The sequence below is a fragment of the Nocardia sp. NPDC057227 genome (genome assembly GCF_042669725.1).
GTDB lineage: Bacteria > Actinomycetota > Actinomycetes > Mycobacteriales > Mycobacteriaceae > Nocardia > Nocardia asteroides_A.
This window is the reverse complement of sequence record NZ_JBHUXA010000006.1, coordinates 222,167-234,247: the sequence shown is the minus strand read 5'-3', so window position 1 is coordinate 234,247 and position 12,081 is coordinate 222,167. Positions and strand designations below refer to the sequence as shown.

The 12,081-nt window shown below is 73.8% G+C and carries 14 protein-coding genes; 1 reads left to right on the top strand and 13 read right to left on the bottom strand.

The features are described 5' to 3' along the window. The first annotated feature begins 71 nt into the window (after window positions 1-71). Window positions 72-1,865: a type VII secretion protein EccE gene (gene eccE, locus ACFUJ1_RS11790; protein WP_378644932.1), complete on the top strand. Its 1,794-nt coding sequence runs from the start codon at window positions 72-74 to the stop codon at window positions 1,863-1,865. Window positions 1,866-1,914: 49 nt separating this feature from the next. Here eccE and ACFUJ1_RS11785 read toward each other — a convergent pair whose 3' ends face one another. The 13 genes from ACFUJ1_RS11785 to ACFUJ1_RS11725 form a co-directional block, all read right to left on the bottom strand. Continuing rightward, window positions 1,915-2,208 carry a type VII secretion protein EsxR gene (locus ACFUJ1_RS11785; protein WP_378644930.1) on the bottom strand — a complete coding sequence of 98 codons (294 nt, stop codon included), beginning with the start codon at window positions 2,206-2,208 and terminating at the stop codon, window positions 1,915-1,917. A gap of 41 nt (window positions 2,209-2,249) precedes the next feature. Further along, a complete protein-coding gene (locus ACFUJ1_RS11780) occupies window positions 2,250-2,549 on the bottom strand; it encodes a WXG100 family type VII secretion target (RefSeq protein ID WP_378644929.1) in 300 nt (99 codons plus the stop codon). Between the two features lie 109 nt (window positions 2,550-2,658). After that, the gene (locus ACFUJ1_RS11775; protein ID WP_378644927.1) at window positions 2,659-3,450 is read right to left on the bottom strand and encodes an ESX secretion-associated protein EspG; all 792 of its coding nucleotides are present in this window, start codon (window positions 3,448-3,450) and stop codon (window positions 2,659-2,661) included. Further along, window positions 3,447-4,439, bottom strand: a complete 993-nt coding sequence (locus ACFUJ1_RS11770; protein ID WP_378644926.1) for a PPE domain-containing protein — start codon at window positions 4,437-4,439, stop codon at window positions 3,447-3,449. The genes ACFUJ1_RS11775 and ACFUJ1_RS11770 overlap by 4 nt, the downstream gene beginning before the upstream one ends. A 32-nt stretch (window positions 4,440-4,471) precedes the next feature. Then, a complete protein-coding gene (locus ACFUJ1_RS11765) occupies window positions 4,472-4,819 on the bottom strand; it encodes a PE family protein (protein ID WP_378644924.1) in 348 nt (115 codons plus the stop codon). Between the two features lie 57 nt (window positions 4,820-4,876). Continuing rightward, complete coding sequence (locus tag ACFUJ1_RS11760; RefSeq protein WP_378644923.1) at window positions 4,877-6,226, bottom strand: hypothetical protein; 1,350 nt, start codon at window positions 6,224-6,226, stop codon at window positions 4,877-4,879. Then, entirely contained in the window at window positions 6,223-6,537 is a 315-nt protein-coding gene (locus ACFUJ1_RS11755) for a type VII secretion target (RefSeq protein WP_378644921.1), read from the bottom strand. The genes ACFUJ1_RS11760 and ACFUJ1_RS11755 overlap by 4 nt, the downstream gene beginning before the upstream one ends. 111 nt (window positions 6,538-6,648) lie before the next feature. Continuing rightward, entirely contained in the window at window positions 6,649-6,948 is a 300-nt protein-coding gene (locus tag ACFUJ1_RS11750; protein ID WP_378644919.1) for a YbaB/EbfC family nucleoid-associated protein, read from the bottom strand. A 29-nt stretch (window positions 6,949-6,977) separates the two neighbouring features. Beyond that, window positions 6,978-7,331: a hypothetical protein gene (locus ACFUJ1_RS11745; RefSeq protein WP_378644918.1), complete on the bottom strand. Its 354-nt coding sequence runs from the start codon at window positions 7,329-7,331 to the stop codon at window positions 6,978-6,980. 17 nt (window positions 7,332-7,348) lie between these two features. Then, complete coding sequence (locus ACFUJ1_RS11740; protein ID WP_378644916.1) at window positions 7,349-8,125, bottom strand: hypothetical protein; 777 nt, start codon at window positions 8,123-8,125, stop codon at window positions 7,349-7,351. Then, on the bottom strand, window positions 8,122-10,038 hold the full coding sequence (locus tag ACFUJ1_RS11735) for a hypothetical protein (protein WP_378644915.1): 1,917 nt from the start codon (window positions 10,036-10,038) through the stop codon (window positions 8,122-8,124). The genes ACFUJ1_RS11740 and ACFUJ1_RS11735 overlap by 4 nt, the downstream gene beginning before the upstream one ends. 144 nt (window positions 10,039-10,182) lie before the next feature. Further along, entirely contained in the window at window positions 10,183-11,772 is a 1,590-nt protein-coding gene (locus ACFUJ1_RS11730; RefSeq protein ID WP_378644913.1) for a hypothetical protein, read from the bottom strand. Then, window positions 11,769-12,074, bottom strand: coding sequence for a hypothetical protein (locus ACFUJ1_RS11725; RefSeq protein ID WP_378644912.1), 306 nt, complete (start codon window positions 12,072-12,074; stop codon window positions 11,769-11,771). The genes ACFUJ1_RS11730 and ACFUJ1_RS11725 overlap by 4 nt, the downstream gene beginning before the upstream one ends. Window positions 12,075-12,081: the final 7 nt, after the last annotated feature.

Sequence of the window (12,081 nt, the reverse complement as noted above, 5' to 3'; positions counted from 1 at the left end):
AGGACGGCCCGGAACCGCTGACGTGCAGAGCTTTTCGACCGCGGGCCGCAGGTTTCGAGCAGGGAAACGCGATGACGACGGTGACCGACGAGACGATGAACGACCCCGACCCGGCCGAGCGCGTGGAACCGGAGCCGGAGCGCCGGGGGCCGGGCTCGCCGTACGACCGGCTGCGCGACCCGGCGTTCTGGCTGTTCCGGATCTTCCCGCTGCGGCTGGTGGTCCCCTCGGTGCTGGTCGCCGCGGCCCTGGCCTGGGTCGTGCTCGCCACGACGGCGCACGTGCTCGGCGCGGTCGCGGCCGGGGTGGTGGTCGCGCTGCTCCTGCTGGCGCCGATCCGGGAGCGGACGCTCGCCGCCCGGATCGCGGGCGCGCTCGGCCGCAGGCGGGATCGTGGGCTGCCCGCGAACTGGGCGACCTCGGGCGAGCCGTTCGACGTACCGGTGAGCGAGGGCGGCGGCTACGGCATGCGCTGGGACGGTGAGGCGCTGGTCACCATGCTGCGCATCGATCCGCCGCCGGACAGCCTGACCCTGCTCCGCCCCGGCGCGCTCGACACCGACCAGCTGCTCCCGCTGGCCGAGGTGGCGCGGTGCCTGAACCAGTTCGACCTGGAACTGGCAGGCATCGACCTGATCAGCACCGGCGCGCGCACCGCGGGCACCGGGGTGGCGGCGCGGCTGTACGAGCGCATCCTCGGCCCGCTGCCCGCCATCGCGCACCGGACGGTGTGGCTGGTGCTCCGGCTGAACCCGCTGGTCAACGCGGACGCCGTGGAGAAGCGCGGCGGCGGGAGCACCGGCTCGCTGCGGGCAGCCATCATCGCGACCCGGCGGGTGGCGAACCGGCTGGCCGCGCTCGACATCGCGACCTCGGTGCTCAGCGCCGCCGAGATGACCGCCGCGCTGCGCAGGCTGACCCACGGCACCGAGCTGGATCAGGTGGTGGAGACGCCGAAGGGGCTGCGCAGCGGCGACCGGCACCTCGCGCTCTACCGGGTCGAGGCGCACGCGGTGCAGCCTGAGGGGCTGGCCGAGATCTGGGCGCTGCCCAGCCTCTCGACCACCGTCACGCTGCGGCTGCGGCCCGGCGCGCACAAGCCGGAGACCAGGCCCGACCTGCTCGGCACGGTGCTGCTGGAGGCGCTGGTGCGGATCGACACCGACACCGAGCCGGAGGCGGCCCCGCTGCCCAGCCTGCGGCCACTGCCGGGCAGGCAGCTGCGCGCACTGACCACGAGCATCCCGCTCGGCGACGCCGGGCGCTCCGACCCCGCCGACTCCTACCGCGGCACGCTGACCGCGCTGACCGGTATCGCGGTGCCGACCGCCGGCTGCGGGCAGCTGATCGGCGCCGACGAGCAGGGCCGCGGCATCGCGGTGCCGCTGCTCGGCGAGGGCACCAGGCACGTCGAGGTGGTCGGCAACCTCGACCTGGCCCAGCAGGTGGTGCTGCGCGCCATCGCGCTCGGCGCGCACGGCGTGGTGCACACCGCGAGGCCGGAGCGCTGGCAGACCATGGTGACGGCGCTCGACACACCCGGCATCCTGACCATCGCGCCGCGCGCCGCCGGCGCCAGCTACCACCCGCCCGGCACGCCACCGCCCCCGGCGGCGCCCTACCCGAGCACCACCGTGCTGGTCTTCGACGGCGTGCCGCCGACCACGCACGCGGGCGGCGCCACCATCGTGCACATCAGGGACGGGGGCGAATCCGCCGCGCTGGAGCCGGACATCACGCTGCTCCAGGACCCCGCGGCGCCGAACCGGATCACGGTGCGCATCGGGACGGCCGAGACCACCGTGTCCATGGTGACCACGCCCGCGGAGATGGAGTACATCGGCGAGTCGCTGGCGGCCCGCTGACGACGAGGCCGGCCGGGGCGCACCCCGGCCGGCCTCGGTTGACGTGCCGTCAGAAAGCGGAGAAGCCGTCGCCCACCCGGCCGTCGGCCTCCAGCGCGCGGCTCAGCGCGTTCTCCACCTCGGCGGCCAGCTGGTCCAGCTTGGACAGCGTGTCGTCGAGCTCGGTGTTCACGTTCCTGTTGGCGTTGTCGAAGTTGCTGATCGCCTGGTCACCCGACAGGTTCTGGCGGAAGAGGTTCGCGGCGTCGTTCAGCTCCTGGATCTCACCCTGGATCTTGCTTCCGTTGGTCTTCAGCTCGTCGTACAGGGCGTTCATGGTCGCGGGGTCGTACAGAATGGTCATGGCTCAGTCCTTCGGTAGAGTTTCGGGGCCGTGGTGGCGGATCAGGCCTGCTGGTCCATGTTGACGAGGGTCGCCTTGCCCGCGGCGACGGCGGCGGTCAGCTCGTCCAGCTTCTGGTTGAGCCGGGTGGCCTCCTCGTCCCAGGCCTGGGAGACCTGGACGAACTTGGCGTTGGCGTCGCCCTTCCAGCCCGCCCGTGCCGCGTCCGACGCGGCGTCGACGGCGCTGACGGACGCCCGGAGGGCGTTGATGGCCTGGTCCATCCGGCTTTCGACCTGGGTGATGGCGTCGGCCTCGACGCCGACCGCGCCTGCGCCGCCACCGAGAGAAGTGAGAGACATGATTCTGACCTTTCGTCATCCGTGCTGTGTGGAGCCGAGACCCGCCCGGAAACTGGAAACCGGCCGAATCCCACGGTCGTTCACCACGGCGTGCGCCGCGGCGAGATAGCTAGCGGGGTAGCCACCTCCCATCGGGCAGGCCCTCGATCAGCGTGGCGATCGCATGCGCCACCCGATGGTCGGAGCCGGTGGTGACCGTGGTCCAGAGGCGCCGGTCCGGCGCGAGGGACGGGGCCGCGACGACCCGGCCGCGGTCGGTGTCGTACACCGCGACCGCGCCGGGGGCCCGCGCGGTGCGCCCGTCCTCGTGCGCCAGCGCCACGATCTCGGTGCAGGCGCGGGTACGGGCGAGCGCGGACCCGAGCCGGGTCGCGTCCCGTTCCGGCGCACCGGAGGCGTAGAAGGCGTCGATGTAATCGCTGACGGTGACCGCGGCGTCCAGCCGGTCGGCGAGTTCGTCGGCGGGCGCGCTGAAGGCGGGCACGTCGGCCGGGGTCGACGCGTCGAGCGCGGCCAGCAGCGGCGCGCCCGCCGCGGAGTTGGAGCCGTCCAGCCAGAGCGATCGCACCTCGTAGCGCTCGCCGTCGCGCACGGCGACGGCATGCTCTTCGCCGCGGCGCGCCAGGCAGCTGCGCCGGGTGCCGTCCGGGGTCACCGTGCGCGCCGCGAGCTGGCGGTCCGGCTGGGCGAGGACGAAGAGCGCGGTGGCGAGCTCCGCGTCGACCTCGCCGGTGTCGTCGATCAGCCCGGCGCCGGTCAGCTCGGCGACCGCCGCCTCCTGGGCGATCCGCCAGTCGGCGTAGGAGTCCTGCTCGGGCCCGACGGCGAGCACCAGCGGCATGGTCTGCACCCCGAGCCGGTGCGCGACGGCGAGCAGGCCGTCGTTGGTCAGCGTGGTCACGGTGCCCCCTCCCCCCGCCCGCCGCCCGCGACCCGGTGGCCGCCCGTGGCGACGGCGCCGAGCACGGCGGGCGCCGCCTGAACGGCCGTCTCCTCGCCGAGGTGGTCGTCGGTCTCGCCGGGCAGCGCGGCGCGCGGGAAGCGGCCTGCCTCCTGGGCGGCGCCACCGCCCTGCGCGAGCGGGGTCATCGGCATCGACTGGCCGCCGGGGGCGGCTGGCACCGGCGTCGCGCGCGGCGCCGTCTCGACGGCGGCCGTTGCCGCCTGCGCGACCATCGGGGCGCGGTAGCCGCCGAGTTCGCGCGCCGGAAGGGCCGGGATTCCGATGGGGATCGCGGGCATCCCGAACGAGGCAGGGGACAGCTTCGCGGTGGCACCCGGCGCCGTTGCCGCCGAACTCGCCGCCTGCTCGGCCTGCAGCGGCTGCTCCGGGGCGATCCGCGGCGGGTGCTGCTGCTCCCAGGCCAGCGCGAGCGGCTCGGTCGCGGCCTCGTAGCTGCGCATCACCCGGGAGGCGACCGCCTTGGCCTGGTCCGCCTCGGTGTCGGTCTGCGCGGCCACCGCCTTGATCGGGCCGCCGAGCGCGGCGCCGATGCTCTCCACCGCGCGCTGCGCCTGCTGGATGGCCTCGATATCGACCAGGTTAGGCATCGCGATCATGGCGATCTCGTAGGCGGCGACCTGCGCCTGCATCCGGGCGGCGTTGGCCGCCGCGGCGCCGGCGACGTCGAGCAGCCACTGGCGCAGCGCGGTGATCGCCTCGATCACCTCACCGCTGCGCCCGGACTGCCAGGCGCCGCGCAGCTCCCCGAGCGCGTGCTCGTACTCCAGCACCGCAGCGCCGAAGGCGCCCGCCAGCCGGGTCCAGGCGTGCGCCGCCTCGGCCATCGGGACCGACCCCGGCCCGGTCGACAGCTCCTCGGCCAGCCGCTGCGGCGGCCGCGCCTCCCAGACGACGCCGGTGAAACCCGGCTGCGGTGGTTCGATCATGGCTACGCGGCGCCTTTCGGGAGCGGGGTGATTCAGGTGGTGGCGGGGCCGGAGCCGGTCTCCAGGCTGGCCACCGTCTCGGTCTCCAGCCGGCCGAACTCGGCGGACTGCTGCCTGAGCACCGCCGCCAGCTTCCGCACCTCGTGCACCCCGGCCTGCGCGCTGCCCAGGTAGGAGGCGGCGACGTCGTTGCTGGTGACGGCGGCCCGGCCGGACACCTCGTCCACGCCTGCGGGCGGGATCCGCAGCGCCTCCTCGACCGCGTGCAGCTCCGCCGCGAGCCGGTCCGCCAGCCCGTCGAGGCCGGTGGAGGCGCGCGCCGCGGCCTCCGGGTCGAACCGGACGCCGTCGAATCCCTGCACCGTGCTCTCGCCGCTCATGTCTGCCTCCTGGTCGTGCCCTGTCGAAGTGATCGCCGCCGGACTGTGGTCCCGCGGTCAGAGTCTGAGATCGCGGTCCGGTGGCGGTTCCACGTTGGGCGCGGTTGCGCCGACGACCGGGAGCGTGACCCCGTCGATCGGGCCGACCACCTCGTCGCCGTTGCTCCCGGTGACCAGCACCCCGCGCACCCCGTCGGTGCTCGACTCGCCCTCCCTGGCCAGCCCGGCGCCGCCGAGCGCGCCCGCCGCACCGCCCGCGGGCATGAAACCGCCGCTGCCGCCGTGCCCGCCGCTCGCCGCGGCCGGGGCGACGGCGGCGGGAGCCGCGGCGGCGCCCGCACCGGTGAGGCCGCCGACGGGTCCGCCCGCGGCCCTCGTCCCCTGCCACGGGCTCAGCGGCGCGGGCGCGGCGGCGAAGCCACCGCCCCCGCCGAAGCCGCCACCGCCACCGGCGCCGCCACCGCCCGCGGCGATCGGCTTCGCCGGATCATGGCGCGCCGCCTCGTCTTCCGCCCGCACCGGTGCCAGCAGCGCGGTGTTCGCCGGCTTGGCCGCGGTCTGCGCCACCGCGGTCGCGACCTGGGTCGCGGTGCTCAGCAGCGGAGTCAGCATGCCGAGCAGCTGCGAGAGCTGCTGCGCCCCGTCGACGCCCGCGGGCGCGCTGGTGACGGCCACTTTCTGCCCGGCCGCGGTCATGCTCGCGCTGTGGCCGAGCATCTCGCCCTTGGTCTTGACAGTGATCGCGACGCCCTCGGCCGCCGACTCCACCGCCGAGGCGACCAGGAAGGCCATCCCCGGTCCGCTGGTCGCGTAGAGCGGCGCGGCGGCGAGCGTCGCGGAGAATTTGGCGATCACCGCGGCGAGCTCGGCGGCACCGATGAAGACGCTGGTCGCGCCGTTCCCGATGATCGCCTTCTCCTGCGTGCTCTGCGCGGCCAGCTCGGCGCCGTCGGTCTGCGCCTGCCCGGCCTTCGCCGCGGCCTGCTCGGCCGCCATGCTCTGCCAGACCTGCATGACCGCCTGCAGCGCGGTGCTGCCGAGCTGGGTCACCGACTGCAGGATGGTGCCGACCTGCTGCAGCATCTGGGTCGGGTCGGCGGGCGGCGCCTGCGCGGCCGCCGGGTCGGCCGGCACCGGCTGCGGCGGCGGCTCGGGCAGCTTCCCGTTGCCGAAGGCCGCGGCCAGATCGGTGAGCGGCCGCATCAGCGCGCTCAGGTCGAGCACCGGAAGCGGCGGCAACCCGGGCAGCGGCGGCAGCGCGGTGAGATCGGGGAGCGCGGGAAATCCCATGTCGCGCAGGATGTCGCCGACCGGGCGGTCGAGCATGGGCGCCAGCGCGCTACCCCGCAGCAGGTCGAGGACCGTGGGATCGACCGGCGGCCCCTGCCCCTGCTCCGGCGGGCTCATTGCTGCTGGACGGCTCCGATGGCCGCCCCCGACGCGCTGTCCGTCGCCTCGTACGTGGCTGCCGCCTCGTAGGAGGTCAACGCCGTTCCCGCGTGCACGCCCGCCAGTTCGAGCAGCGACGCGATGTGGTTGGCCTGCGCCACCGCGTAGGCCGCGAGGAACTCCTGGCCGATGAGGCCGAAGACCGGCACGACGGCGGCCACGGTCGCCACCTGGTCGACCGCGCCCGCGGTGGCGATACCGGCGGCCATCGACGCCGAGGCGTCGCCGTACCGGCGGACGGCATCGGGCACAACTGCAACGTGGTTCATGACAATCGTCCAATCCCGAAACATGCCAGCATGTTTCGTTCTACGTTACCGACCGGTGATCCCGCGCGTCGGGCATCGTTCGGTTAACTTTCGATGACTACTCGGCATCGGTCACCGGTTTTGCTCGGCATTGAAAGTGGTGATGAGCTCGCCCCTTTCGGCAAAGGCGCGGGTCGCGGCGGCACGGGCGGTGGCGACGAGGGCCTGCTCGAACCCATCGGGAGTGAGCTTCGCCACAGCGCCGGTGAGCCGCAGATCCAGCAGGGCGCCGTTGCCGTTCACCTCGACGGTGATCGCGCCGTCCGGCGAGGTCTCGGTGGCACGCACGGCGTCCATCGAGTCGCCCAGATCGCGGAGCCGGTAGATCTGGTTCTGCACCCGGGCGAGCAATTCGTCCATGGTGTCGACCATGTGCCCCTCCTTCGTCGGTGTCGGTCGGTTCAGACGGAGCGGAGCCAGCTCTGCGGCTCGGTCTCGTACTCCTGCTCGGCGACGATCTCGGCGGCCGCCACCTCGCGCTCGGTCGGCAAGCCGGTGCGCGCCAACATCTCCGGGGTGAAGCCGGACGCGCGCAGGTACTCGCGGCGCGCGAGCCCGGCCCGCGCGGCCGACTGCCCGCAGAGCCGCAGGATCTCGGCGGCCAGCTGGGCTGGGTCGCGCCGGAGTTGGTCGGGGTCGACGGTGATCCCGATCGGCAGCCCGGACTCGGTGGTGCGCACCACGATGGCCCCGGTCACCGTGGCGGCGGTGAACTCCGCGGGGAAATCGGCTTCCGCGGATCGCTCGTCGGTCATCTCGTTCGCTCCGTTCGTCATGCCCGGTCGTCCCGGATCGCGCGGACGATCTCCGCGATCCCGGCGTCGACCAGGCCGGTCATCCTGGCGCGGTCGGCGGGCACCACGGTCATCGGATCGCCGGGCACCAGCACGTATCTGCCGTCGTCGGCGAGGTCGCGCCAGTACAGGTGGACCGTGTTGATCCCGCGCGGGCCGAAGCGGGAGCTGCCCTGCTGCACCGTGATCGAGCCGACCAGATCCAGGCTCGCCCGCTCGAATTCGTCGGCCCTGCCGGTCACCGGGTCCGCCGCCGTGTCCCGGACCAGCGACTGCCGGTAGTCGTGGCCGCCGCCGGCCGGAGCCGGGTACTCGAAGCCGGGCTTGCGGCCCGCCTCCCGCTCGGGCAGGGCCGCGGTCACCACCGCACCCAGCGCCAGCACGTTCTGCTCGGTGATGGTGTAGCCGGACGCCGCCGACGCGGTCGGCCCCGGCCGCTGGGTGATGAGGAAGCCGCGGTCCCCGGTGCGGGTGGCGAGCAACCGGATCCTCGACTCCGCGTCCGCCGTGTCCGTTCCGCTCATCCCGCGCACGACCAGCCGGATATCGGGCCTGGTGACGGCATCGAGCACACCGTCGACCTCGTTCCCGAACCGCGCGCGGACGTCGGCGACGGCCGCGGTCCGGCGTCGCCTGCCCTCGGCCCAGGTGGCGCCCGGCTCCGGCAGGTGGAAGAAGGGCTCCGGCAGCGACTCCCGGCGCGCCGCCCACAGCCCGGTGAACTCCACCGGGGAGAGTTCCCAGGCGCGCGTCATTGCTCGACGACCGGCCGCACGACCACCGGCGCCTCCCCGAACGCCTCCTCCAGGTGCTCGTCGGAGTCCAGGTAGTCGGCGCGCTTGTGGTCCTTCTGCTGCCCGCCGCCCTGGGCGCCCGCACCGCCCATCGGGCCACCCATCGGCATGCCGCTCATCGGCATCCCGGCACCGGTCGCCAGCCCCGCCCTCGTCGCGGTTCCGAACTCGGCGGCCGGGACCGCGCGCGGGAACAGCTTCGACGCCTTGTCGAGGTTCTGCAGCGCGGAGCGCTCCCCGATGCCGCCGCCACCGGCGCCGCCGCCGCCCGCACCGCCGCCACCCTTGCCCTGTCCCCGCTTGACCTGCTCCTGCAGCTCGGCAAGGGCCGGGATCGCGGGGATGCCGCCGGGGAAGCCGCCGAGCTGGCTCAGCTGCCCCAACTGGCCGAGCTGCTGGCCGAGCTGACCGAGCTGCCCGAGTTGCTGACCGGCCTGCTGACCGAACTGCGCCAGCTGCTGCAGCGACTCCAGGCCGCCCTGCTGCCCCTGCTGCCCGGCCAGCGCCCGCTGCTGCGCAGGCGTGAGCCCGTTCTGCCCCTGGCCGTCGCCCTGGCCCTGGCCTTGGCCCTGTCCATCGCCCTGGCCCTGGCCCTGCTCCAGCTGCGCGATCTCCTCGGCGGACGGGAGCAGCCGATCCTGCATCCCGGCCAGCTGCTGCAAGCCCGCATTCGGCCCGCCGCCGCCACCGGGCACCCCGCCACCGCCACCGCCCGGCCCGCCGCGCGCGCTGTTCCCGCCGGGACCGCCCGGCACCTGCGGCGGCTGGCCGGTGGTCGGCGCGACGGCCGGGGGCAGGATCGCGATCACCTGGGCGGTCTGCTCGACGCCGGGGCCGTAGTCCTTGTTCATCACCCGGACGTAGCCGGTGTGCGCCAGCTCCTTGCGGCGCTGGTCGAACTGCGCCGCCGTCTCCCCCGGGTTGCCCGCGGTCGGCAGCGAATCGTTCACCTGGAGCAGCTCGATACCGGTGGTGTACAGCCACTCCGACACGTACTCCAGCGCGGAGCCGACCGCGTTCATGCTGGTGAGCAGCGTGTCCACGCCCGTACCGTATGCCTGGATCGCCGCCCGCGCCCGCTCGGCCGCGCCGTTCGAATCGGTGCTGGTCCAGCTGGATTGGGTGCCGGCCATCTGGGTCGTCAGGATATTGAAGCTGCTGCGCAACTCACCCGAGAGCCAGCGCCAGTCGGCCGCGGCCTGCGCGGCGGCGAACGGCGGCGCCGGATTGCCCTGCGTGATCGAGGCGATGATGGTCTGGTACTGCTCGTAGGTGATCGGCTCGAACTGCTCCGGGTGCAGCCCGGCCTGCGGGTCGAACTGCACGCCGCGCGGGCTCTGCAGATCCGCAGGGAGCCCCCAGTGCCCCTGCTCGCCGTGCGACCCGACCTCGTTCCACGTCGGCACCGGGGTCGGCGCCGCGCCGCCGGGGTTGTAGTGGTCGTTGGCGGTGCTGAGATCCGCCGGGGGCGGCCGCTGCGAGAGCGTGTCGAGCAGGCTCGGATCGCGGTGGTCGGTGATCCACTGCCGGAGCCGCTCGAAATCGGCGCTGCCCCGGTGCTCGGAGTTCACGTAGGTGCGGGCGGCGGCCATGAACGTCTCGTTCAGGTCGTCCAGGATGTCCACGTGGTCATCGAGGATCCGGCCGAGATCCTGGCCCTTGGCGGAGAACCGGCGGGCGAGCATCTCGCCGGAGGCGAGCACCGCGGCGAACGGCGGCAGGTTGTCGACCTTGTTCACCTGTCCGCGTACGGTTTTCACCCGGACCCGGGCGCCGTTGGCGGCGTTGACCAGCCCCTCCAGGACACCGGGCTCCAGCTTGAGGACGCCTGCCCCGGCCTGGCTGTGAAAACTGTCCCATGGAGTCGTCGCCATCGCTCACTCCCCTACCGATGACCAGCGTTCGTACCGCGCATCGCGAGAAAGTCTCATAGCTGGTTCTTTCCGCTTTCACCAATTCTATGTTCCCACAGGTGAACAGCGCGTGTACAAACCCGATTCCTCGGGGCCCGGTGAGTGTCAGATCACCTCCGCGCGCGCCCGCCGCGCGTGGAAGCGATCACGGAATGCGGCCTGGTAGAGCGCGGGCGGAAGGGCGGAGGATGCCTGTTCGACGACCCCGTCGTCGGCGACGTAGAACACAGCGCGGCCGATGCCCGCGTTGTCCGGATCAGCCGGGGAGTAGACCATCCAGCCGACGCTCACCCGATCCGCGCGCAGCCGGTCGAGCGGGTATCCGGCGGTGTCCGCGCCACTTTCGGCGACCAGCCGCCGGACGGCGGCCAGCGCGTCGCCCGCCGGAAGCGGGTCCGCGTCCTCGGTGACGATCCCCGCCATGCTCAGCTGCAGCAGCCCCGCGTCGATGTCGAGCCCGGGGCCGGCGCCGAGCACCCGCTGCACCGTACTGCGATGCACAACGCCGGTTTCCGCGGCGACGACGAGATCGAGTGCCGCCGCGCCCGGGTCGGCGCCGCTCGCCTCCGCGATGAGCGCGGCGACGATGCCTGCGGTGCTCTCCGTCGACCAGATCGCCGGAACGGCGGCGCCGAGCTCCGCCACCCCGGGCGACTCCGCGCGGTACCAGCGGCCGCGCTCCCACCAGTAGCAGAACGACAGCAGCCCGGTGCCTGCGCGGGTATTGAGGACCGGGTTCGCCAGCCACTCGGGGGCGCCCGCGTAGTAGGCGGGCATGTCGGCGCCGTCGTTGTAGACGGCGTCCAGCTCCGGCGCGTCCCAGATGCCGCCGGAGAGCACCGCCCGATCGCCGGGCAGCGTGTACAGCGACGACCCGCTGCGCGCCGAGCCCTCGAACCAGTGCAGCGCGGGCAGCACCCGCGGCCCCAGCTGGGAGCCGATGGCGACGAAGACCGCGGCGAGCACCGACCAGCGGGCGACAACGAGCGGCAGGTCGGGCAGCGCGTCCTCGGCGACGACGGCATCGCGCCTGGCCCGGTGGTCCGCCCTGGCGACCGCGGGCGGCCGGGCCTGGCGATCGTCGTGCCCGAGGTAGGCGGCGAGCCAGATCGGCAGCCTGGTGCGCGGGAACACCTCGAGATCGGCCCGGTAGACCGCGGCCGGGAACAGGTGATCGTCCGGGAACGGCTCCTCGCCGAAGTCGTGATCGACCTCCAGCCGCCCCTCGCTGTCCAGGGCGAGCAGGTAGCGCCACCACGGCCCGTCGCCCAGCTCCGCCGAGAGCTGCCGGTGCGCGCGGACCAGCGAGAGCACCTGCTCCGAGGGGAAGACCTGCGCGGTGCGCTGCTGCTCGTCGGAGAAGATGACCAGCGCGACCTCCGCGGCCACCGTCATGGCGAAGACCGCGTCGACCCGGCGCCAGCCCTCCGGGCCGAGCGCCGCGATCTCGCGGGCGATGGCGCGGCTCAGTTCGGTGCTCCGCTCGACCGGGTCGGGCGGTGCCTGGGCGGGAGCGGGCACGGCGGAGGTCTGCTCGCCGCCGAGGGTGAAGCCGAGGTCGGGTTCCCCCTCGGCGGGGGTCGCGTCGTCGTTCGTGGCCTGCGCCTCCTTGCCCGGCTGATCGCGGGCGGTGCGCAGGTCGTCCGGCGTGGTCACGGTGGCGGGGTTCTCCTCGGCGGCGTGCGGATTCGTCACGGGGCGCTCCGGCGCCGGTTGATGGCCTCGATCTTGCGGGCCCGTTCGGCGCGGCGGGCGGCGGCGTTCGAGCCGTCCAACTGGCCCTCGAAGGCCGCGCGCGCCGCCGCGACCAGCTCGTCGGGGACCTCGGGGTAGGCGCGGGTGATATCCCACAGCGCTTCCTCGGTGGTCAGGTCGAGGCCGCTGTCCGAGTGCGGCGCCCCACCGTCGCGCACCCTGTCGAGCAGCTCCTCGAAGTTGCGCCTGGTCTCGGCGTCGGCCGGGTAGTCCTCGCGCACCACGCCCTCCTTCCTCGTCATTGTTTCC